The sequence below is a fragment of the Azoarcus sp. Soil_N_20 genome (assembly GCF_057656155.1).
Genome location: NZ_JBDGKX010000002.1, coordinates 181,625 through 204,061, shown reverse-complemented (window position 1 = coordinate 204,061; position 22,437 = coordinate 181,625). Strand labels below are relative to the sequence as shown.

The 22,437-nt window shown below is 67.2% G+C and carries 20 protein-coding genes; 14 read left to right on the top strand and 6 right to left on the bottom strand.

The genetic code is table 11. From position 1 onward, the window contains the following. The first annotated feature begins 39 nt into the window (after positions 1–39). Positions 40–948, top strand: a complete 909-nt coding sequence (locus tag AC3A35_RS05460) for a LysR family transcriptional regulator (RefSeq protein WP_487434903.1) — start codon at positions 40–42, stop codon at positions 946–948. Positions 949–1,274: 326 nt separating this feature from the next. Here the strand turns inward: AC3A35_RS05460 and AC3A35_RS05455 are convergent, their stop codons facing one another. Together AC3A35_RS05455 and AC3A35_RS05450 are read right to left on the bottom strand one after the other, a co-directional pair. After that, positions 1,275–1,769 carry a cupin domain-containing protein gene (locus tag AC3A35_RS05455; protein WP_487434902.1) on the bottom strand — a complete coding sequence of 165 codons (495 nt, stop codon included), beginning with the start codon at positions 1,767–1,769 and terminating at the stop codon, positions 1,275–1,277. 60 nt (positions 1,770–1,829) lie between these two features. Beyond that, positions 1,830–2,807 (bottom strand): class I SAM-dependent methyltransferase, encoded by a 978-nt coding sequence (locus AC3A35_RS05450; RefSeq protein WP_487434901.1) that lies wholly within the window; start codon positions 2,805–2,807, stop codon positions 1,830–1,832. Between the two features lie 3 nt (positions 2,808–2,810). On the opposite strand from AC3A35_RS05450, the gene AC3A35_RS05445 reads away from it, so the two are divergent. From AC3A35_RS05445 to AC3A35_RS05390, 12 genes are all read left to right on the top strand, one after another. Next, positions 2,811–4,832 (top strand): BTAD domain-containing putative transcriptional regulator, encoded by a 2,022-nt coding sequence (locus tag AC3A35_RS05445; RefSeq protein ID WP_487434900.1) that lies wholly within the window; start codon positions 2,811–2,813, stop codon positions 4,830–4,832. Positions 4,833–5,052: 220 nt separating this feature from the next. After that, positions 5,053–6,366 (top strand): TolC family protein, encoded by a 1,314-nt coding sequence (locus AC3A35_RS05440; RefSeq protein WP_487435370.1) that lies wholly within the window; start codon positions 5,053–5,055, stop codon positions 6,364–6,366. 4 nt (positions 6,367–6,370) lie between these two features. Next, the gene (locus AC3A35_RS05435) at positions 6,371–7,771 is read left to right on the top strand and encodes a multicopper oxidase family protein (RefSeq protein ID WP_487434899.1); all 1,401 of its coding nucleotides are present in this window, start codon (positions 6,371–6,373) and stop codon (positions 7,769–7,771) included. 93 nt (positions 7,772–7,864) lie between these two features. Then, positions 7,865–8,365: a cupredoxin domain-containing protein gene (locus AC3A35_RS05430; protein WP_487434898.1), complete on the top strand. Its 501-nt coding sequence runs from the start codon at positions 7,865–7,867 to the stop codon at positions 8,363–8,365. A gap of 114 nt (positions 8,366–8,479) precedes the next feature. After that, a complete protein-coding gene (locus tag AC3A35_RS05425) occupies positions 8,480–8,827 on the top strand; it encodes a copper-binding protein (RefSeq protein ID WP_487434897.1) in 348 nt (115 codons plus the stop codon). 487 nt (positions 8,828–9,314) lie between these two features. Continuing rightward, on the top strand, positions 9,315–10,538 hold the full coding sequence (locus AC3A35_RS05420; RefSeq protein ID WP_487434896.1) for a TolC family protein: 1,224 nt from the start codon (positions 9,315–9,317) through the stop codon (positions 10,536–10,538). Then, a complete protein-coding gene (locus tag AC3A35_RS05415) occupies positions 10,535–12,115 on the top strand; it encodes an efflux RND transporter periplasmic adaptor subunit (RefSeq protein WP_487434895.1) in 1,581 nt (526 codons plus the stop codon). The genes AC3A35_RS05420 and AC3A35_RS05415 overlap by 4 nt, the downstream gene beginning before the upstream one ends. Position 12,116: 1 nt before the next feature. Beyond that, positions 12,117–15,281, top strand: a complete 3,165-nt coding sequence (locus AC3A35_RS05410) for an efflux RND transporter permease subunit (protein WP_487434894.1) — start codon at positions 12,117–12,119, stop codon at positions 15,279–15,281. Between the two features lie 233 nt (positions 15,282–15,514). Beyond that, positions 15,515–15,904 carry a c-type cytochrome gene (locus tag AC3A35_RS05405; protein ID WP_487434893.1) on the top strand — a complete coding sequence of 130 codons (390 nt, stop codon included), beginning with the start codon at positions 15,515–15,517 and terminating at the stop codon, positions 15,902–15,904. A 15-nt stretch (positions 15,905–15,919) separates the two neighbouring features. Further along, on the top strand, positions 15,920–18,301 hold the full coding sequence (locus AC3A35_RS05400) for a heavy metal translocating P-type ATPase (RefSeq protein ID WP_487434892.1): 2,382 nt from the start codon (positions 15,920–15,922) through the stop codon (positions 18,299–18,301). Continuing rightward, a complete protein-coding gene (locus AC3A35_RS05395; protein ID WP_487434891.1) occupies positions 18,298–18,597 on the top strand; it encodes a DUF2933 domain-containing protein in 300 nt (99 codons plus the stop codon). The genes AC3A35_RS05400 and AC3A35_RS05395 overlap by 4 nt, the downstream gene beginning before the upstream one ends. Continuing rightward, positions 18,594–19,244, top strand: coding sequence for a methyltransferase family protein (locus AC3A35_RS05390; RefSeq protein WP_487434890.1), 651 nt, complete (start codon positions 18,594–18,596; stop codon positions 19,242–19,244). The genes AC3A35_RS05395 and AC3A35_RS05390 overlap by 4 nt, the downstream gene beginning before the upstream one ends. A 187-nt stretch (positions 19,245–19,431) precedes the next feature. Here AC3A35_RS05390 and AC3A35_RS05385 read toward each other — a convergent pair whose 3' ends face one another. Beyond that, positions 19,432–19,734 carry a hypothetical protein gene (locus AC3A35_RS05385; RefSeq protein ID WP_487434889.1) on the bottom strand — a complete coding sequence of 101 codons (303 nt, stop codon included), beginning with the start codon at positions 19,732–19,734 and terminating at the stop codon, positions 19,432–19,434. Here AC3A35_RS05385 and AC3A35_RS05380 point away from each other — a divergent pair. Beyond that, positions 19,733–20,113 carry a hypothetical protein gene (locus AC3A35_RS05380; protein ID WP_487434888.1) on the top strand — a complete coding sequence of 127 codons (381 nt, stop codon included), beginning with the start codon at positions 19,733–19,735 and terminating at the stop codon, positions 20,111–20,113. The genes AC3A35_RS05385 and AC3A35_RS05380 overlap by 2 nt on opposite strands. Positions 20,114–20,221: 108 nt before the next feature. On the opposite strand, the gene AC3A35_RS05375 is transcribed toward AC3A35_RS05380, so the two are convergent. The 3 genes from AC3A35_RS05375 to AC3A35_RS05365 form a co-directional block, all read right to left on the bottom strand. After that, positions 20,222–21,262, bottom strand: coding sequence for a DMT family transporter (locus AC3A35_RS05375; RefSeq protein WP_487434887.1), 1,041 nt, complete (start codon positions 21,260–21,262; stop codon positions 20,222–20,224). A 199-nt stretch (positions 21,263–21,461) separates the two neighbouring features. Further along, positions 21,462–21,734 (bottom strand): hypothetical protein, encoded by a 273-nt coding sequence (locus AC3A35_RS05370; RefSeq protein ID WP_487434886.1) that lies wholly within the window; start codon positions 21,732–21,734, stop codon positions 21,462–21,464. 368 nt (positions 21,735–22,102) lie between these two features. Continuing rightward, positions 22,103–22,324, bottom strand: coding sequence for a hypothetical protein (locus AC3A35_RS05365; protein ID WP_487434885.1), 222 nt, complete (start codon positions 22,322–22,324; stop codon positions 22,103–22,105). Positions 22,325–22,437 lie beyond the last annotated feature (113 nt).

Here is a 22,437-nt window from a genome sequence, read left to right as displayed (position 1 = left end):
GCGAGCGACCTGTCGTCGGATGAGGAGGGAAAACGAACAATGGATCTACGTCATCTGCGCTACTTCGTTGCCGTCGCGGAAGAAGAGAACATCGGTCGCGCAGCGACACGTCTGCATATATCCCAACCGCCCCTGACCCGCCAGATTCAACAGCTTGAAGAGGAGCTTGGGGTATCGCTGTTCATCCGTACGCCGCGAGGCATGGAATTGACCCAGGCCGGCGAACTTTTCCTCGACGAGGCGCGCAATATCCGGGCACTGGTGGAGCAAGCCACCGAACGGACGCAAAGGGCCGGCCAGGGAAAACTGGGGCGCCTCGATATCGGCATCTTTGGATCCGCCATCCTGGACGTGATTCCGAAACTGCTATTGAGTTTTCGAAACGGCTATCCGGACGTCAAGGTTGTTCTTCACACCATGACGAAAGCGGAGCAGATCGAAGCCGTGCGGCAGCGCCGCATCTCGGTCGGCTTCAACCGCATGCTGGAGCCGCTGGACGATATCGTGATCAAACAGGTCGCCACCGAAGGGCTGCTGGTCGCATTGCACAATGATCATCCGCTGGCGAGACAAGCGCACATCCGCTTCGCCGAGCTCAAGGATCATCCGATGATCCTTTTTCCGACCGGCGCACGTCCAAGCTTCATCGACAAGGTCATCGGCCTTTGCATCGAGAACGGCTTCCATCCGCAGGTGTCCCAGGAAGTCGGTGATGCGGTGACCGGCGTTGCCCTGGTCGCCAGTGGCTTCGGCATCTGTCTGGTGCCGGAATCGGCAACCACGCTTCAATTTCCCGGCGTGATCTACCGACGGCTCACCGACCCGCCTCCCAACCTGATCGTGGATCTGAGCTGCATCTACCGGAGAGGCGACCAGTCGCCGATCCTCGCTGCCTTCCTGCAGACGGTTGACGACTTCAGAAACGGCACGCCCGAGCAAGCCGTCTGAGCACATGGCGAGACGGTGAAAGGCGCCCCAGCGTTGGCGCAGGTATCAGTTTTCCCCCGGTACCGCTGTATCCGGTTGACCAACACCCGCCCCAAGCGAACGCGCCAGTTCTTTCGCGCGGACCGCTTGCCACTGGGCTTCGGTCAGCCCGTGACTGCCATCGCAGTACTCGCGACGGCCACAACCGCAACGACCGACATCTTCCGGATTATTCGCAACGCGCATTTGACCACCCAATGAAAAAGCGCCTGATTATCCCTCAGGCGGGGCTCCGGTGCTTACCGCCGTGCCGCCCGGCAGGTTCGCCGGGCGGCACGGAAGGGCTGTCACTGCCCGCGCGGGTCATCCCTGGGATCGACGTACTTGACGTCGAACGGTCCCACGCCGTTGATCTGCACGATCGTCTCGCCGTCCGCCCATGCAAAGTGCGGCATGCCGGCCGGAAGATGAACGAAGCTCGCCACCGGCAAGATGTTGGCCGGCTGACGATCGATTTTTTCGCCGGAACCGACCCCGAACCGCCCTGCGATCACCGTGACCATCTCGTCCTTGGAGTGGCGGTGCGGAGGCACCGTGAACCCGGACGGAAACTTCAGCCGCAACACGAAGGGCCCTTCCTTGGCGGGGTGGCCCAGCAGGATTGCGGCCTGGGCGCCCGGCGGCAGGGACGGTGGCGCCGCGCCCCAGGCGATCGACTCGGACGACACCACGGTGTGATGCGGATCTTGCGCGCGGGCGGGCACATGTTGAAACAGGGCGATGGCCGCGAGCGACAGGGAAAGCAGGCCGGCTACGCCGCGTGCAGATGTATTGTGTGTCATGACAGAATTCCTTTTTGACTTGGTTCGGGAGGGGAGGCCTTGTCGGCATCAGCGCTGGCTTCAGGCCCGGGTGATCACGACCTCGACGTACTCGCTCGGCACGACCATCGCGCCATCGGTTGCGCGATTGAAACGAGCGATCAGTCCGATGATGTCGTCGGTCAGCGCCGCCTGCGCCGCGGGTTCCAGCGCCGCATAGGCCTTGAGCACCGGCCCGTAGTAGGACTTGAACACGTGCAGCCAGTGTTCCGGCGAGCGATAGCGAAACACGAACCGGGTCGGCTCGATCCGGATCGATGCGGCCGCCGGTCCGAACAGTTCCTCGATGCGCGGGTGCGTGCCCCACAGCGCCGGCGACTTCACCCCGGCCGGGGGTGGCACATGCTTGCCGATGGTTTTGAACAGTTGGCCGATGAAGCCATCCGGGGTCCAGTTGGCAAGGCCGATCCTGCCACCGGACCGGCATACCCGCGCCAGCTCGGCCGCGGCACGCGCCTGGTCGGGCGTGAACATCACGCCGAAGGTCGACATCACGACGTCGAAGCTGCCGGCGTCGAACGGCAGCGCTTCCGCGTCGGCAAGCTCGAAACCGATCTGCAGGCGGTCGGCGACAGCACGTTCGCGGGCGCGCTCGAGCAGGCTCGGGACGTAGTCGGTCGCGACCACCTCGCACCAGCGCCGCGCCGCCGCCAGGGCCGCATTGCCGTTGCCGGAGGCGACGTCGAGCACTTTCTGCCCGGCATGGATGTCCAAAGTTTCGCAAAGTTGTTCCCCGACGATCTGCAGCGTGGTGCCGACGACAGCGTAGTCGCCGGACGACCATGCGCCTTGCTGCCGCGCCTTGACGGCGCTAAGGTCAGGGGGTGGGGTCACCGGGGTCCGGTCGGCAACGGCATACGATGTATCCATGGTTTTCTCCAGCAGGTTGAGGGTTTCTCGGTGGCTCACGCCCGGCTGTCGATGACCGTGCCGCAAGCCTGGGATCGAATTTAGGACGCAGGAGTGGGAGCGAGCGTGGGAGCCGGCGTGGAAACGCACGAGATGGCATCCGGACCGTCCGATCGCGCGGTCGCGGACAGCTTTCGCCTGCGCGTGCAGCTACTCGGACCGTTGTCGATTTACCGGCAGGGCGTCGCGCTGCCGCTGCCGGCGTCACGCAAGGTGCGCGCCGTGATCGCCTATCTCGCACTCGCGCCGCGCGCCGTCGGGCGCGGTCAGCTGTGCGAACTGCTGTGGGATGTCCCCAACGATCCGCGCGGCGAACTGCGCTGGTGCCTCAGCAAGATGCGCAGCGTGCTCGACGAGCCCGACCGGCGACGGGTCGAGCGCCGCGGCGACGGCGTCGCGCTCGATCTTTCGGACTGTTTCGTCGACGTGCTCGAGATCGGGCGGGCGCAGCAGCAAGGCATCGATCGGCTCGCACCGGAACGTTTGCGTGCGCTGGCGGCCCTGTTTGCAGGGGATTTCCTCGAAGGGCTGGAAGTCGACCGCAGTCCGGAGTTCAGCGGCTGGCTCACCGCCCAACGCTGCCGGCTGCGCGCCTGCCGTGCCGCCGTGCTCGAACATCTGGTGGCGAGCATCGCCCCCGAATCGGACGAGGTGTTCGGCTATCTCGACGAACTGCTGCAGCTCGCGCCATTCGACCGCCGCGCCCACGCCATGCTGCTCAACGCGCTGGCGGCGCGCGGCCGCATCCACGAGGGCGATGCGCACGTACTCGCGACCGTCCGTCTGTTCGAAGCAGAGGGGCTGGACGGGGCACCGCTGCGCGAGAGCTGGAAGCTTGCGCGCGGCCGGCAGAGCACCCGGTCCGAACAATCCGGCGTGCTTGCGCTGTCGTTGCCCCAGATCCCCTCCGCTGCGGAAGTGCTGGTCGACGCGGCGCGCCGGGCCTCGATCGCGGTGATGCCCTTTGCCGACAGCACCGGCGACACCCACAGTCGGCTCGCCGACGGTCTCGCGCACGATGTCATCACCCGCCTCGCCAAGCTGCGCAACCTGTTCGTGATCGCGCACGGCACGATGTCCGCGCTCGGCGCACGCAGCGTCGGCGCCGAGGAGGCAGGCCGCCTGCTGAACGTCGACTATGTCGCCGGTGGATCGGTGCGGCACAAGGGCGACCGCGTCCGCGTGACCGCCGAACTGTGCGAGGCCCGCTCTGCCCGTATCGTGTGGACGGACGACTTCGAGCACAGGCTCGACGACGCACTCGAGGTGCTCGAGCTGATCGGCGATCGCATCGTCTCCTCGATCTCCAGCGAAATCGAACTCGCCGAGCGCAACCGTGCCATCCTCACGCCGCCCACGTCGATGAATGCGTGGGAGGCGTATCACCGCGGCCTGTGGCACATGTATCGCTACGAACCGCAACACAACCGCCAGGCCACCCAGTTCTTCGAGATGGCGGCGCGCCTCGACCCGACCTGGGCGCGCGCGTTGTCCGCGCTGTCCTTCACCCACTTCCAGAACGCCTTTCAACGCTGGGCCGAGCGCGAGCCCGAGATCGACCGCGCCTTCCGGGCTGCCGAGCAAAGCCTCGTCGCCGACGACCGCGACCCTTCCGCGCACTGGGCGATGGGCCGCGCGCTGTGGTTGCGCGGCCGTCACGCGCACAGCCTGGTCGAACTGGAGAAGGCGGTCGAACTCAGTCCGAGCTTCGCGCACGGCCACTACACATTGGCATTCGTACACGCCCAGTCGGGCGATCCGCACCTGGGCATCGGCTGTTCCGACCACTCGCGCCAGCTGAGTCCGTTCGATCCGCTGCTGTGCGTGATGCTGAGCGCGCGCGCGCTGGCCCTCGTGCGCCTCGGCCGCTTCGACGAGGCCGCGGACTGGGCAGTCAAGGGCGCGAGCCGGCCGAACACCTTCTCGCATCTGCGGGCGATCGCCGCCGCCTGCCTGGGCCTGGCAGGTCGACCCGACGAAGGGCGCGAGGTCGCAGCCACCCTTCACCGCATGCTGCCTGACTATCGCATCGACGACCTGGTGACGACGTTTCAGTTCGCGCCCGAAGCGGTCGAATTGCTGCGCAAGGGCGGGCGCCTGAGCTCGCTGACCTGATCCGGCTCGGCCTCGCCCGGTAAGGAAGCGACCCGTCGTGCACTCCCCCCGCCCGCCTCAGATTACAAATTTGTAATCTGCACCTCAGCGCGCGGTCAGGGTGCATGCACCACCATGGGCGCAGGTGTCACCCGACGGACAGCGCCCGTCGAGCGAGCCGCAGCTGCGCGCGACCGGCGCGCGACGCGCAAACCCCCGATAAAGAAGGAGCCCGGCCTTGGTGAAACCCAAAACCCTCGCCGCATTGCTGATCGCGGGCCTCTTTCCCGTGCTGGCGATCGCGGCGCAAGCATACGACCCCGACGCACCGACCCGCCCCCCCCGATACACGCCCCTGCCGGCTTCGCCCCCTGCGCTGCCGACGCTGGGGGAGCGCGATTGGCGCAGCGCCAACGATACGGTCGGCGCCTACACCCGCGGACACATCGACATCCTGAAGTGGGAGGCCGAGAACACCCCGGCGTCGACTTCGGGCGGCACCCCGGGCGCCACCGGGCTGACCCTCATGGAAGCGATGCGGATGGCCCTCGCCAGCCGACCCGAGCTCCTCGCCCGCAGCGACATGAACGCGTTCGAGCGCGCCCGTGCCGACATCGCGGTGATCGAGTTCAGCCGCGACCTGCACCACGCCTGGATCAACGCGGTCGCCGCCCGGCAGAACCTGCGCCACGCGCAGCGTGCCTTCGACACCGTTGGCACGGCAGCCGAGCTCGCAGTGCGCATGACCCAGGTCGGCAACTGGGGCCAGGACCGCCTGCTGCGCGAGCAGCTCGCATTGCGCGAGGCCGGGATCGAACTGGCGCGCGCGCGCCAGCAAGCCACCACCAGCAACGAGGCGCTGGCCCGCGAGCTCGGATCGTGGGAAGACGCGGCAACGCTAGCCCTGCCCCAGGATCTGCCCGAATTGCCCGCCTCACCACGCAGCGCGGAAGGACTGGAGGCCGGCGCGTTGCGCAATCACCCGCAATTGAAGCTGACTGCAATCGAAGCCGAGCGCGCGCAGCGCGGGCTGGGCGCACAGGCGCTGGAAGGCTGGAACCGGGCCGTGCGCGTGGCAATCGACAGCATTCCGGAGCGCACCGGCGCGGACGCCGACCCGCTGGCCCAGCTCGTCACCTCGGCGCCGGTACTCGACCTGCGCCGTGCCGCCATCGGGCACGAAGCCGAACGGGTGACCAAAGCCCATGCCGAGGCCACGGCCCTCGCGGTGAAGATCCGCTCCCAGGTGCGCGAGGCCTATCACCAGTACCGCATGGCCCACGACCTCGCCGTGCAGGCACAGGACAGCCTGCAACTGCGCGCCGCGGCCCAGGAAGACATGGTGTTGCGCTACAACGGCATGCTCAAGAGCACCTGGGACCTGCTTGCCACCGCGCGCGAGCGCCTTGCGGCCGAAGCGGCCGCGGTCGAGGCACGGCGCGACTTCTGGCTCGCCCATGCCAAGCTGCAGGCGGTGCTGGCCGGCGGCGACTATCCCGGGCCGGACCCGATCGGCGCCGGTGGCGCCGGCAAGAATGACGGTGGAGAACACTGAAACCATGAATCGACGTCAATTCATCGGCAATGCCGCCCTCGGCGCGGTCGCTGCAGCCGGCATCGGCAAGGCCGCGATGGCGGCGCTGCCCGAACCGGTCATCCAGACCTCGGCGGACACCGCGCCGCCCCTCGTACCGCCGAGCGGACGCCCCTACCACCCCGTCGCCACCCTCAACGGCTGGACCGCGCCGTGGCGGATGAACCAGGGGGTGAAGGAATTCCACCTGGTGGCCGAACCGGTCGAGCGCGAGATCGCGCCTGGCATGGTGGCCCGCCTGTGGGGCTACAACGGCCAGTCGCCGGGGCCGACGATCGAGGTGGTCGAGGGCGATCGGGTGCGCATCTTCGTCACCAACCGCCTGCCCGAGCACACCTCGGTCCATTGGCACGGCCAGCGCCTGCCCAACGGCATGGACGGCGTCGGCGGGCTGACCCAGCCGCAGATCCCGCCGGGCAAGACCTTCGTCTATGAGTTCGCCGCCCGCCGTCCGGGCACCTTCATGTACCACCCCCACGCCGACGAGATGACGCAGATGGCGATGGGCATGATGGGTTTCTGGGTCACCCACCCGCGCAATCCGCACCCGCTGATCGAACGGGTGGACCGCGACTTCTGCTTCCTGCTCAACGCCTACGACATCGACCCGGGCAGCCTCGTGCCCAAGGTCAACACCATGCTCGACTTCAACCTGTGGACCTGGAACAGCCGCGCCTTTCCCGGCATCGACTCGCTCAACGTCAGGAAGGGCGACCGCGTGCGGGTGCGCATCGGCAACCTGACCATGACCAACCACCCGATCCACATCCACGGCCACGAGTTCGAGGTGACCGGCACCGACGGCGGCCCCACGCGGCGGGAGTCGCGCTGGCCGGAGGTCACCACCGACGTCGCAGTCGGCCAGATGCGCCAGGTCGAATTCATCGCCGACGAGGAAGGCGACTGGGCGATGCACTGCCACAAGTCGCACCACACCATGAACGCGATGGGCCACGACGTACCGACCATGATCGGCATCGACCACCGCGGCCTGGTCGGCAGACTCCAGCAGGCCGAACCCGAGTACATGGTGATGGGCGAGCGCGGCATGGCCGACATGGGCGAGATGGAGATGCCGCTTCCCGATCAGACCTTGCCGATGATGACCGGTCAGGGGCCGTTCGGCGCGATCGAGATGGGCGGGATGTTTACCGTGCTCAAGGTACGCCGCGAGCAGAAACCCGGAGATTATTCCGACCCCGGCTGGTTCAAGCACCCGCCGGGCACGGTCGCCCGCGAATGGACCGGGGCGCTGGACGCGCCCGCTCGCAGCAAGGATGCCGGCGCGGCGGCAATGCCGCGCACCGACTCTGCAGCGGAGGTGAAGCTTGCGGTGCGCAAGCCGAACGGGCATGGCGGCCACTGAGCGCAAACCCGAGGGCGATCGAATGGTCGCCGCAACATGCGGTCGAATACCCACAACAATGATTGCAGTAACCCCAACGAGATGGAGCCTGTCATGAAAAATCGTCGCCGTTTCCTGTCCGCCGGCCTCGCCGCCGGTCTGTTTACCCTCGGCCGGGGCGCCCTGGCTCACAGCAGTGCTCCGCATGCCGCAAAGCCCGCCGAGCCGGTGGCGAAGGAGCAGCAGGCGTGGGGCATCGCCGGCGAGGCGAACGCGGTCACCCGCACGATCCCGATCGTGATGACCGACGCCATGCGTTTCGTCCCCGATCGCATCGAGGTGGGTCTGGGCGAGACCATCCGCTTCACCCACCGCAACGACGGCAAGGTGATGCACGAGATGGTGATCGGCACACCACCGGCGCTCGCCGAGCATGCCGAACTGATGATGAAGTTTCCCGGCATGGAGCACGACGAACCGTGGATGGCCCACGTCGCGCCGGGCGGCTCCGGCGAGATCGTATGGACCTTCAACCGCGCTGGCGACTTCGAGTTTGCCTGCCTGATCCCCGGGCACTACCAGGCCGGGATGGTGGGCCGGCTGATCGTGAGCTGACCCGGATCAAGGCAACGCGACCGTTTCTGACAAGAATGTAATCACGGGGTCAGCTTGAGGTCGTGCCGATCCCTTCATACTTTGAACATGCTGAAATCAAGACAAGGATCGATCATGAAGTTCGCAGTCGCCCTCGCTTCCCTTGCCACCGTCGCGGCCCTTGCCGCGGGTCCGGCATTTGCAGCCAATGAACATGACGCCCACCACGCAGCCGCACCGGCGGCAGCCGGCGCCGCAGACGCGGTCGCCGACGGCACCGTGAAGAAGGTGGACAAGGCCGCAGGCAAGATCACAATCAGCCACGGCCCGCTCGTCACGCTCGACATGCCGCCGATGACGATGGTGTTTCGCGCGAGCGATCCGGCGATGGTGGACAAGGTCAAGGCCGGCGACAAGATCCGTTTCACCGCGGATCGCGTGGGCGGCGTGTTTACCGTGACCACGCTCGAGCTGGCTCAGTAAGGTCAGCGTTCGAACCACCCGGGGCAAGAAAGAGTGCGTGTCGCAGAGAGGCCTTGGCGGGATCGTCGAGCGTTGCCGTGGGTACTGCTCTCCGAGTCAAGCCCCCATTGCTGGAACTGGTGCTGTAGATGCCGTTATCCGACTCAGCCCCCGCCTGGGCACAGCCGCTGTAGGGCGGGTTTCAACCCGCCGCTTCAAGCGATGCGCCGCCGGCGCCGGCTGACGTGTCGGTGGTCCTCAAGGCGTCCGTGGTCCTTCAGGTAGGCCGGGCGGGGAATTTGCTCCGCGGGCTGCGGAACTCGCCCTTCGGGCTCGGACAGTCCTCGCCCGCTCCACAAACACCCCGCCCGGCCTACTGGCCTGTGGGGTCCCGACGGCAGTAAAAAAACATCAGGAATAATCGCCGGAGTCGGTTGTCATGCAACGTAGTCCAAGCATCCAGAGACGCCCGTTCCATTTTCTCGCCGCGTTATCGCTAGGCGTTGCCTTGGCTGCAGGCACCGGCGCAGCGCTTGCCGATTCCTCTCTCGGCGCCTCCCTCCCCGCGCTGCTCGAACACGCCCGACTGCACAACCCGGCCTTCGCCGCCGATCGCGCCGAGGCGGAGGCGGCCCGCGAGCGCATCGGATCGGCCGGCGCGCTACCCGACCCGAGCTTCCAGATCGAGTTGATGGACGTCACCAACACCATGCGTGGCGGCGGAACAACGCTATTGCCGGGTCAGGTCGGCGAGACCCGCTACCGTATCGTCCAGCCGCTGCCGGCGTGGGGCAAGCGCGACATTGACAGCCGCGCCGCCGAAGTCCGAGCCGGCCGTGCGGATGCCGGGCGCGAAGCGGCGTGGGTCGAGCTCGCCGCCGAGCTCAAGGCCGCCTGGCTGCGCTATTACGCGGCCGACCGCGAGGCGGTGCTGAACCGCGAAGCGCTGGCGCTGCTGCAGGGGCTGGAGGAGACCACCCTGGCGCGCTACCGGCTGGGGCTGCTGCCGCAACAGGCCGTGCTGCGAGCACAGCGCGAAATTACCTCCCTGCGCCTGGCACAGGTGGCGGTGGAACAAAAGCGTAGCGCCGCCGTGGCGGCGCTCAATGCGCTCCTCGCACGACCCGCCGACAGCGCGCTCGCGGCGCCGTCCGATCCGCCCGCACTGCCGCCTTCGCCACCGTTCAACCGTATCGCCGAACGCGCGCGCGCAACCAACCCGGCATTGGCAGCCGCGGCACTCGGGGTGGATGTCGCCCGCCTCGAGCGCGAGCGCACCTGGCGCGACCGCTATCCCGATTTCAGCATCGGGCTGACCAACAACCGCCCGCGCGGCGGCGAGGATTCGTGGGACGTGATGTTCGAAGTGATGATCCCGCTGCAGCAGTCGGCCCGCCGCTCACGCGAGCGCGAAGCCGAGTACATGGTAAGCGCCGCCGACGCCCGCCGGGCCGCGACCGACGCCCGATTGCAGGGCGAACTCGGCAGTGCCCACGCGGCATTTGCGGCCGGACGCGAAACCCTGCGTCTGCTGCGCGGCACCTTGATGGCGCAGGCCGCAGCCACCCGCGATGCAGCCCGCAGCGCCTTCGCCAATGCCCGGGTTGACTTCGACACCGTGCTCGAGGCCGAACGCCAGCTGATCGACATCCGCATGCAGGCGCTCGACACCGAGGTGAAAACCCACCTCGCGCTCGCCGAACTCGAAAAACTTGCAGGAGACGTACAGTGAAACCCTCGGCGCAACTTACTCTGGCCGCGATCGCGGTCGCACTCGCACTGGGCGCGGGTTACTGGGCGGGCAGCGGCCACCGCACACTGCCGGCCGCGGACTCCGCCGCCCCGTCGGCGTCCGCAGCCGGCAACGACGCCCTCGCCGGTGCCGAACGCAAGATCCTCTACTACCGTAACCCGATGGGCCTGCCGGACACCTCGCCGGAGCCGAAGAAGGATTCGATGGGGATGGATTACATCCCGGTGTACGCCGACGACCGCCCGGACGATAGCGGCGTGGTCAGCGTGAGCCCGGCACGGCTGCAGATGCTCGGGGTCAAGACCGCGCTCGCCGAGGCCCGTGTGCTCGACCTCCCGGTGCGCGCCACCGGCCGGATCGAACTCGACGAACGTGCGCAGGTCGTGGTCGCGCCGCGCTTCGAAGGCTGGATCGAGCGCCTCCACGTGAATGCGGTGGGCGATCCGGTCAAGCGCGGCCAGGCCCTGTTCACCGTATATAGCCCGGAACTGCAGTCGGCCGGCGAGGAGTTGCGCATCGCCGAACGCCTGCAGCGCGACAGCGCCGCATCGGACCCGGTCGCCACCGAGGCCGCACGACGGCTCGCCGATGCCACCCGCGCGCGCCTGCGCAACTGGGAGGTCGGCGGGCAGACCGCGGCGCGCCAGACTTTCCATGCGCCGGCCAACGGCGTGGTGCTGGAAATGAATGCGGTGCAGGGCGCACGCTTCATGGCGGGCGAGTCGATCTACCGCATTGCCGATCTGTCCACGGTGTGGGTGATGGCCGACATCTTCGAGCAGGATCTGGCACGGATGAAGGTTGGCCAGATTGCGAGCGTGAGCGTCGATGCTTTTCCCGATCGCCGCTTCGACGCGAAACTGAGCTATCTCTATCCGACCCTGAACGCCGCCACCCGCAGTACCACGGTGCGGCTCGAACTCGACAATCGCGAGGGCTTGCTGCGCCCGGGCATGTTCGCCCACGTCGAGCTCGCAACCGGCGCCGGCACGCCGCGGACCACGGTGCCGACCTCGGCCGTGATCGACGACGGCACCCGCCAGGTGGTGCTGCTCGCGCTCGGCGAGGGCCGCTTCCGCCCGCAGCCGGTGCGGCTCGGCCAGCGTGGCCGGGATCATGTCGAAGTGCTCGAAGGCGTGCAGCCGGGCGACCAGGTGGTGGTGTCGGCCAACTTCCTGATCGACTCGGAGAGCCAGCTGAAGGCGGCGTTCTCCAACCTCACCGCGGCGACGCCGGCCGAGGGCGGCGCATCGGCCCCGACGCCGGTGTACGAGGGCGAGGGGACGTTCGACGCGCTCGACGCCGCGGCGGGGACGGTGACGCTGACCCACGGCGACATCCCGGCACTGAAGTGGCCGGCGATGACGATGGACTTCGGCCTGGCGTCGACCGAACTGGTGGCGGGCCTCGCCCCCGGCGCGCCGATTCGCTTCGCGTTCGAACAGCGTGCCCCGGGCGAATTCGTCGTCACCCGGATCGACAAGGCGGCCGGCGGCGCGGCCACCACCCCCGGGCCCGCGGCACCGGCCCGCGCCACCACCCACGAGGGGCACTGACATGCTCGGCCGGCTGATCGACTGGTCCACCCACAACGTCTTCCTGGTGGTGCTGGGCACGCTGTTCCTGATCGGCGGCGGGCTCTACGCGGTGAAGAACACACCGCTCGACGCCCTCCCCGACCTCTCCGACGTGCAGGTGATCGTCTATACCGAATACCCCGGCCAGGCGCCGCAGGTGGTCGAGGACCAGGTCACCTATCCGCTCACCACCTCCATGCTGGCGGTGCCGCAGGCCAAGGTGGTGCGCGGCTTCTCCATGTTCGGCGCGTCTTATGTGTATGTGATCTTCGAGGACGGCACCGACATCTACTGGGCACGCTCGCGGGTGCTCGAATACCTCAGCTCGGCGGCCGGCAGGTTGCCACCCGGGGTCGCGCCGCAAATCGGGCCCGATGCCACCGGCGTGGGCTGGGTGTACCAGTACGCGGTGACCGGGCGCGACATGTCGCTCGCCGACACCCGCAGCCTGCAGGACTGGTTCGTGCGCTACCAGCTCACCCAGGCCGGGGGCGTGTCCGAGGTGGCGAGCGTCGGTGGCTTCGTGCGCGAGTATCAGGTCACCGTCGATCCGCACCGGCTTGCCACCTACGGCATTGCCCTCGACGAAGTCAGCAAGCTCATCCGCGCGTCGAACCGCGACGTCGGCGGGCGCGTGGTCGAGATGGCCGAGAAGGAATACATGGTGCGTGGCCGCGGCTATCTGAGCGGCGTGAACGACATCGAGAATCTCGTGCTCAAGAGCGTGGGCGGCACCCCGATACGGATCGCCGACATCGGCCGCGTCGAGCTGGTGCCGGCCGAGCGCCGCGGCATCGCCGAACTCAACGGCGAAGGCGAAGTCGCCTCCGGCATCGTCATGGCGCGCTTCGGCGAGAACGCGCTCGACGTGATCGCCAACGTCAAGGCCAAGATCGCCGAGATCACCCCCGGGCTGCCGGACGGCGTCGACATCGTGCCGGTGTACGACCGCTCGACGCTGATCGAGCGCGCCATCGACAACCTCAAATGGACGCTGCTCGAGGAAAGCCTGATCGTCGCCGCGGTGTGCGTGGTGTTCCTGCTCCACGTGCGCAGCGCGCTGGTGGCCATCATCACCCTGCCGCTGGGCATCCTGATCGCCTTCATCGCCATGCGCACGCTCGGCCTCGGCTCCAACATCATGAGCCTGGGCGGAATCGCGATCGCGATCGGGGCGATGGTGGACGCCGCGATCGTGATGATCGAGAACGCGCACAAACGGCTCGAACACCTGCCGCCCGAAGCAAGCCAGGACGAACGCGGGCAGGCCATCATCCGCGCGTGCAAGGAGGTCGGCCCGGCGCTGTTCTTCTCGCTGCTGATCATCACCGTGTCCTTCCTGCCGGTGTTCACGCTGGAAGGCCAGGAGGGCCGGCTGTTCTCGCCGCTGGCCTTCACCAAGACCTTCGCCATGGCCGGCGCCGCGCTGCTGTCGGTGACGCTGGTGCCGGTGCTGATGCTGTTCTTCGTGCGCGGCCACATCCTGCCCGAGGCCAGGAACCCGGTGAACCGCTTCCTGATCTGGGTGTATCGCCCGATCATCCGCGGCGTGATGCGCCACAAGTGGCTCACCCTGGTCGCGGCCGTGGTGGCGATGGCGGTGACCATCTTCCCGGCGCGCCAGATCGGCTCCGAGTTCATGCCCACGCTCAACGAAGGGGCCATCTTCTACATGCCGGCCGCACTGCCGGGCATGTCGGTAACCGAGGCCGGGCGCCTGCTCGCCACCACCAACCGCATCATCAAGACCTTCCCCGAGGTCGAATCGGTCTATGGCAAGGCCGGCCGCGCCAACTCGGCCACCGACCCGGCGCCGCTGGAGATGTTCGAAACGGTGATCAACCTCAAGCCGCAGGCCGGCTGGCGCCCCGGGGTGACGGTGGATACGCTGATCGCGGAGATGGACGCCGCGCTCAAGTTCCCCGGCCTCGCCAACTCGTGGACGATGCCGATCAAGGCCCGCATCGACATGTTGTCGACCGGCATCCGCACCCCGATCGGAGTCAAGGTGTTCGGCAAGGATCTGGAAACCCTGGAGCAGGTCGCGCGCCAGGTGGAAGCCGCGGTGCGCACCGTGCCCGGTACCTCCAGCGCCTACGCCGAGCGCGTCGCCGGCGGCTATTACGTCGATATCGACCCGCGCCGCGACCAGCTCGCGCGCTACGGGCTGTCGGTCGACATGGTGCTGGAAGTGGTCGCGACCGCGCTCGGCGGTGACATGGTCACCACCACCGTCGAGGGCCTGGAGCGCTACAACGTGACCGTGCGCTATCCGCGCGGCCTGCGCGACGACCCGCAGCGCATCGCCAGCGAAGTCTATGTGCCGACGATGAACGGCCCGATCCCCCTCGGCCAGCTCGCCACCGTCAGCCTGCAGCGCGGCGCGCCGGCGATCCGTACCGAGAACGCGTTGCTCGCCGCCTACGTCTACGTCGACACCCGCGAGGCCGACCTCGGCGCCTTCGTCAAGAAGGCGCAGCAGGTCGTGGCCGAGCAGGTGAGCTATCCGCCCGGCTACTACGCCACCTGGAGCGGGCAGTTCGAGAACATGGAGCGCGCCAAGGAGAAACTGAAGCTCGTGGTGCCTTTCACCCTGGCGCTGATCTTCGTGCTGCTCTACCTCAACTTCCGCCGCCTGACCGAGACCCTGATCGTGATGCTGTCGGTACCCTTCGCGCTGGTCGGCGGGGTGTGGCTGATGTGGTGGCTGGGCTACCAGATGAGCGTGGCGGTGGCGGTCGGCTTCATCGCGCTCGCCGGGGTCGCGGCCGAGACCGGCGTGATCATGCTGATCTACCTCGACAACGCATGGGAGGAGATCAAGGCCCAGCGCGTTGCCGAGGGGCTCGAGCCGACCACCGCCGATCTGTATCACGCCATCATGGAAGGTGCGGTCGAACGTGTCCGCCCCAAGATGATGACCGTGGTCGCGATCATGGCCGGTCTGTTGCCGATCATGTGGGGCACGGGTACCGGTTCGGAGGTGATGAGCCGGATCGCGGCACCGATGGTGGGTGGCATGATTTCCTCGACGGTGCTGACCCTGGCCGTGATTCCGGCGCTGTACGCGCTGGTCAAGCAGCGCCAGTTGCGCCGCAGCGCGCCCCTCGTCGCGCAGTTTGCCGCGCCGGTGACGGAAACGTAATGCCCGGGTCACCCGCGAGCAAGCGTTCACGGGGCAAGCTATCAAGGTCAAGGCCGGCATTTCGGCCGGCATCGCGAACGGGAGCGACTACGATGAAGAACTGGCTAAAGCGCAAATGGGCAAATTTCCGCAATTGGTGCCGTGAGAACGAAAGCGCCCATCGCTCGGCACCCGCGTCACCATGTTGCGCTGCCCCACCACCGGGCGCAGGGCACTCTCGCAAGGTTTGAACGATGACAAGCAAGCTTCGCTGGCCACTGCTGATCGGGGTGCTGACCGGCCTGGTCAGTCTGCCGGCGGCGGCCCAGGGCTGGAAGATCCCTCAGCCCAGCCCGGGCCTGATGCCCAATCCGGTGCAGGGCAAGGCGCTTTATGCACAGCACTGTGCGTCATGCCACGGCGCGGAACTGAAAGGATCCGACCAGGGGCCGCCGATGCTGCACAAGATCTACGAACCGTCCCATCACGCCGACATGGCGTTTCAACTGGCCGTGGCCAGCGGCGTCCGCGCCCATCATTGGAAGTTCGGCGACATGAAGCCGGTGCCGGGTATCGACCCCGACGCGGTTGCGCATATCACCGCCTTCGTCCGCAGCGAACAACGCAAGGCAGGCATTCAATAGAGGGTAGCGCTCATCATGTCGACCGACCACCGTCACGCCCATAGTGCCATTTCGTCGGACCATGAAGCTGCTCATGTTGATCCGGAGCACTCCCCGGCAAGCGACGACAAGGATCCCGTGTGCGGCATGACGGTGAAGCCGGACTCGCCCCATCATGTGCTTCATGCGGGGCACACCTGGCGATTCTGCAGCGCAAAGTGCCAGACCAGATTCGAGGCCGACCCTGAGCGATATCTGAGTCCTGCTGCGGAGGACAGCGAACCCGTCGCAGAGGGTACCGCCGGGGGTCGCGCCGAGGGTACCGAATACACCTGCCCGATGCACCCCGAGATCCGCCAGATCGGCCCCGGTACCTGCCCGAAATGTGGCATGGCGCTCGAGCCGGTGATGCCCGAACTCGAGGCCGAAGACAATCCTGAACTGAGGGATTTCCGTCGCCGCTTCTGGTGGACGCTGCCGCTGACCGCGGTCGTCACCGCCATCGCCATGTCGGGCGGACTCTTCGACACGCTGCTCGGGGCGGCCCGGCCGTGGGTGGAGCTGGTGCTCGCCACCCCGGTCGTGTTGTGGGCGGGCTTGCCGTTCTTCATCCGCGGTTTCCAGTCGGTGGTCAAGCGCAGCCCCAACATGTGGACGCTGATCGGACTGGGCACGGGGGCCGCCTACGTGTATAGCGTGATTGCCACCGTGGCGCCCGCGCTGTTCCCGCCGTCGTTCCGCATGGGCGATCACGTCGCGGTCTATTTCGAGGCCGCGGCGGTGATCATCTCGCTGACCCTGCTCGGCCAGGTGCTGGAACTCAAGGCCCGTTCGGAAACGGGTGCGGCGATCAAGGCGCTGCTCGGACTCGCACCGAAAACCGCGCGCCGCATCCGCGACGATGGCAGCGAGGAAGACATCCCGCTGACCCATGTCCACGCCGGCGACCACCTGCGCGTACGCCCGGGCGAAAAGGTCCCGGTCGACGGCGCAGTGCTGGAGGGCGCCAGCGCAGTCGATGAATCCATGCTCACCGGCGAGCCGCTACCGGTCAGCAAGGCCGCCGGGGACAAGCTCATCGGCGCCACGCTCAACACCAGCGGCGCACTGGTCATGGTCGCCGAGAAGATCGGCTCGCAAACGGTACTGGCGCAGATCGTGCAGATGGTGGCGCAGGCCCAGCGCTCGCGGGCGCCCATGCAGCGCATGGCCGACTACGTCGCCGGCTATTTCGTGGTCGGCGTGGTGCTGATCGCGGTGCTGACGCTGTTGATCTGGGGCCTGTTCGGCCCGCAGCCGAGTTGGGCCTACGGCCTGATCAACGCGGTTTCGGTGCTGATCATCGCCTGCCCGTGCGCCCTCGGGCTGGCTACGCCGATGTCGGTGATGGTCGCCACCGGCAAGGCTGCAACCAACGGCGTGCTGTTCCGCGACGCCGCCGCGATCGAGTCGCTGCGCAAGGTCGATACCCTGATCGTGGACAAGACCGGCACCCTGACCGAGGGTCGCCCTGCCTTCCACGGCGTGATGGCGGCGCCGGACTGGGACGACACCGAGGTGCTGCGCGTCGCGGCCAGCCTGGACCAGGGGAGCGAGCACCCGCTCGCCCACGCCATCGTCGCCGAGGCGAACCGGCAGTCACTGAACCTGAGCAAACCGGAGGCGTTCGAGTCCTCGTCGGGCATCGGCGTGGGCGGCACGGTCGATGGCCAGGCCGTCGTGCTCGGCAATACCGCGCTGATGGAAGACCACGGCATCGACTGGCACCCCTTGCAGGCGCAGGCCGAAGCGATGCGCCTCGACGGCGCGAGCGTGATGTTCCTCGCCGTCGCCGACAAGCTCGCGGGCATCGTGGCGGTCGCCGACCCGATCAAGACCTCGACCGCCGAAGCGCTCGATCTGCTGCGCGCCAGCGGCCTGCACATCATCATGGCTACCGGCGACGGCCTCACCACCGCGCAGGCGGTCGGCCGCAGGCTCGGCATCGACGAGGTCTACGGCGAGGTCAAACCGAAGGACAAGGACGATCTGGTGGCGAAACTGCAGGCCACCGGCCGTATCGTCGCCATGGCCGGCGACGGCATCAACGACGCCCCCGCGCTGGCGCGTGCCGACGTCGGCATCGCCATGGGTACCGGCACCGACGTGGCGATGAGCAGCGCGCACATCACCCTGGTCAAGGGCGACCTGCGCGGCATTGCCGCGGCACGCAAGATCTCGGTCGCCACCGTCGGCAACATGCGCCAGAACCTGGGGTTCGCCTTTCTCTACAACTCGCTGGGGGTACCGATTGCCGCCGGCGTTCTGTTCCCCTTCGTCGGCCTGTTGCTGTCGCCGATGATCGCTGCGCTGGCGATGAGCCTCAGTTCCGTCTCGGTGGTCGGGAATGCATTGAGGCTGCGCGGCGCGAAGACTTGAGCAGGCCGACGGATCACGAAGCGGAGTACCTGGAGATCATGAAGCCGACCGAGCGACCGCAAGCTTCACCGGCCCCGGAACCCGCCTCGAAGCGGGGACGGCTGGTCTTCATCGCGTTCGTGGCAATCGCGCTCTTCTTTCTCGCGGCCGAGCATCGGGCCCACCTGTTCGGCTTCCTGCCGTGGCTGCTTGTGCTGCTGTGCCCGCTGATGCACTTTTTCATGCACGGCGGCCACGGAAACGGCGGACATCGCCACGGCGCTCACCCGGCGGACGGCACCGGAGACGACAAATGAACGAACCCTCCGCCTACGGCCTGTGGTCGCTGGTGCTGCTGAACTCGGTGATCTTCATCGCGTTTGCGTTCAGCTTTGCCAAACCGCAGACGACGCGCGACTGGCGCTCCTTCGGCGCCTATTCGGCCTTCATCGTCGCGCTGTTCACCGAGATGTACGGCTTTCCGCTGACCATCTATCTGCTGTCGGGCTGGCTGTCGGCGCGTTTCCCGGGCGTGGACTGGCTGTCGCACGACGCCGGCCATCTGCTCGAGACGATGCTCGGCTGGAAGACCAACCCGCACTTCGGCCCCTTCCACATCCTCAGCACGGTGTTCATCGTTGCCGGCTTCTGGCTGCTCGCGAAGGCCTGGCCGGTGCTGTACGCCGCCCAGCGCGCGCACCGCGTCGCCATCACCGGGCCGTACGCGCGCATCCGCCATCCGCAATACGTCGGCTTCGTGCTGATCATGTTCGGTTTCCTGCTGCAGTGGCCGACGCTGATCACGCTGGCGATGTTCCCGATCCTGCTCGTCGTCTACGCCCGGCTCGCACGCCGCGAGGAAAGCGATTCACTGGCCGCATTGGGCGACGCGTACCGCCAGTACATGGCGCGCACGCCGGCCTTCATTCCGCAATGGGGCCACACCCCGCCGCCCGCTGCCTAGAACGGACCGTCTCCGCGTGGACCACCCGATCGCCGGAAAGCGTCCAGTTCGCGAGCAGGATCGCGAGCCAGGCTTCCGTCAGCCACGAAGTCGGTAGCAAGAAAGGCCTCCAGCTTTCAGTGCGGTTCATCCGGAATTCACGCGCGGACCATGACCTCCACCGCCGCGCGCCGCACGGAACGCGGCATCACCTTCCACCGGAGCGGACCAGGCGCGCATGACGTTCGTTCTCCGCTGCCGGCTTGAAAAAGGCACCGAACAGGCTCCGCCACAGCCCGGCTTGTCCGATGCCTGCCCTCACCCGCAATACAACGAGCTTGCGCCGAACCGGGCCGCCCCGGGCACATTTGTGATGACGCGATCGTAATCGCCGCGTCACGTCGCCAACAGCAGCCAAAACAGATAATGGCTCCAGCATGAAGGAACGGAAGGGGCCGACGAGATGCGCCCCGTCCTGTCGATGATCAACTTGTCCAAGGAGCACAGTCATGAAAACCTCGAACCGCGCCATCCTCTCCGTCGTTGCCCTGAGTCTGACCGCAGCCATGTCAGGGGCCGCGCTGGCGCAGTCCCTCGAAACCCGATTCAACGCCTACGACCTTGCCGGTGAACCGGGCACGACCGCCCCGAGGGGTCAGGCAGGACGCGCCGGACCGGACGCCGTGCCGGACCAGACGACCGCAAGGGGCGCATCGACGGCGCCGATCGAGGTCCAGCACAGCGCCTATCTGCTCGCCACGGAACTGGGCGTGGCCCCCATGACGGGCCAGGCCGGGCGTCCCGGACCGGCGTCCATTGCCACGGCCAGCGCGCGCGCGGCGGTACCAGCGGAGATCCGCTTCAGCATCATCGATCTGCCTGGCCAGTAACACCGGCCGCGGCGTGGGGCGCCGGGCGTACGCCCCACGCCCGGGCGACGACGCGAGGGCGCGGAGCGGCTAAAGACCGGGGTGCTGCGATCGCGATTGCGCGGCACCTCAGTGCGGATGGCGGTGGTGGATATCCGGAAAATGCGGGTGCTTGTGGACCATCGGCGGATGACGGTGCCAGTGCTCGTGCGGGCGCTCAGGGTCCCATTCGAACGCGTGCAGATGCTGGTGGTGGGCGTCATGCGTGTGGGCGTGGCAATGCTCGAGCGGCTCGTGCACATGTTGGTGCTCGTGGTGCTCGGTCAGGTGCAGCCACACGCCCCAGCCCATCAGGCCGGCGGCCAGCCAGAATGCCGGCGGCGTCGATTCGCCGAGCACCCCCAGCGCCACCGCCGCGCCGATGAACGGCGCAGTGGAGAAGTACGCCCCGGTGCGTGCGGTGCCGAGGCCGCGCAAGGCCAGCACGAACACGACGAAGCTGGCGCCGTAGCCCAGCAGCCCGACCGCCAGCGCCGCAACGAACGTCCCCGCGTCCGGCACGGTCGCCCCGAGCCAGACCGCCAGCAGGCAATTGACCGTGCCGGCGATCAGCCCCTTGCTGCTGGCGATGAACACCGCATCCGAACCCGACACCCTGCGGGTCAGATTGTTGTCGATGGCCCAGCACAGGCAGGCAAGCGCGACCGCGAGCGGCCCGATCCGGCTCGACGCGCCGCCTTCCCCCGACGGCCATGACAGCACCACGCCGCCGGCGACGATCACCATCATCCCCAGCACGATGCGCCGGCCGGCGTTCTCCTTGAACACCACCCATGCGATCAGCGCCGTGAGTACCGCCTCCAGATTCAGCAGCAGTGACGCGGTCGCGCCGCTGGTGGAGGTCAGCCCGAACATCAGCGCCACCGGGCCGAGCACCCCGCCAAAGCCGATGGCGCCCAGCAGCCAGGGCCACTCCGAGGGCACGAGGCCCGATGGCGTCCACCCCCGATCCCGGATCAGGCGCACCAGCGCAAGGCCAAGGCCACTGCCCAGATAGAGCAGCCCGGCCAGCAATATCGGGGACAGCCCGCCGAGCAGCAACTTGGCCACGGGCGTGCTCGCCCCGAACAGGGCGGCCGCCAGCAGCGCATGGACGACACTGCGATTCATCGATTGCCGATCCGGCTCGAACGCGGCTGACGCATCATCCTCTCCATGCTCGTGGCCCCCGTTCCGACCAGACATGTCCGCGACTGTTCCCCACAACGATGCAGCTGCGTCGGCGCCCGGGCGACGACGCGCGCCGAGTACACGCAAGAAGGGCCGCGATGGCGGCCCTTGCTTTGGTGCTACGGGTGGCTGACGGGGTTCAGAACTTGGCCACCAACCCGGCTTCCGCTCCGCCCAGGGCGGTGGAGTCGTCCTGCACCTTGCGGGTGAACTTCCAGCCGACCGGGGTGTTGACGAAAGCGAATCCGGTCTGCTTGTCGATATAGACGTCGAACGATCCCGTACTGGACTTCGCGACGGCGTCGGTCGAAACCAGGCGCTTGCCATAGATGGCAGCGTCGGCCGGAGCAGCCTGGACGACGATGCTGGTGCCAACCAAAGCGGCGGCGGCGAGGATGAGGTTCAGTTTCATGGTGGACTCCTTTCCGGTAATAAAAGGCTCACCAGGGTTGCGGCGTGCCGTTGTGCAGCACACTTGTTGTCCATGGCATCATTGCTGAATGGCGCTATTAGACGGCGGAATGGCGCGTCGCAGCAAATCGTATGTACTGATGTTTCCATAAACTTCCCTTTGCCATTCCCCAAGTCGGATGGAATGGGCGACGGGCCGCCTGTGGCCAGGCAGCGCGTTGAACCGGTCGAAGGAAAGGAGAGGGCCGCCGCATCGGTCCGATGGACGAGGGCTGGGCTTCGGGGAGGACACCAGGAAGGCGCCCCGGTTCCGGTGGCACCCGCGGAGAGCGGACCGCTGGGGTCCGCCCTTCCGCCAGCATCCGGCAATTACTTCTTCTTCTCGTCCATCTTTTCAGCAGGCTTTTCTTCCAGCTTCTTGCACTCCGCCTTCATCTTTTCATCCGCCTTCATCGGATCCATCTTCTTGCAGGCCTCCATTTTCTCCGCCATCTCCTTGTCCGACATGGCACCACCGTGGGACATGGCAAGAACGCCAGCGGACGCAGTTGCGACGCTCGCAACGACTAACGCGGAAAGCAGCTTTTTCATGATTGGTCTCCTGAGGTTTTATGAGACGATCCAACGGCACAAGGGCCGTTTCTCACTGTAGTGCAATGATGAAAGCGCGACAAACTACCCGGTTGATGCTGGTCTGCCGATGC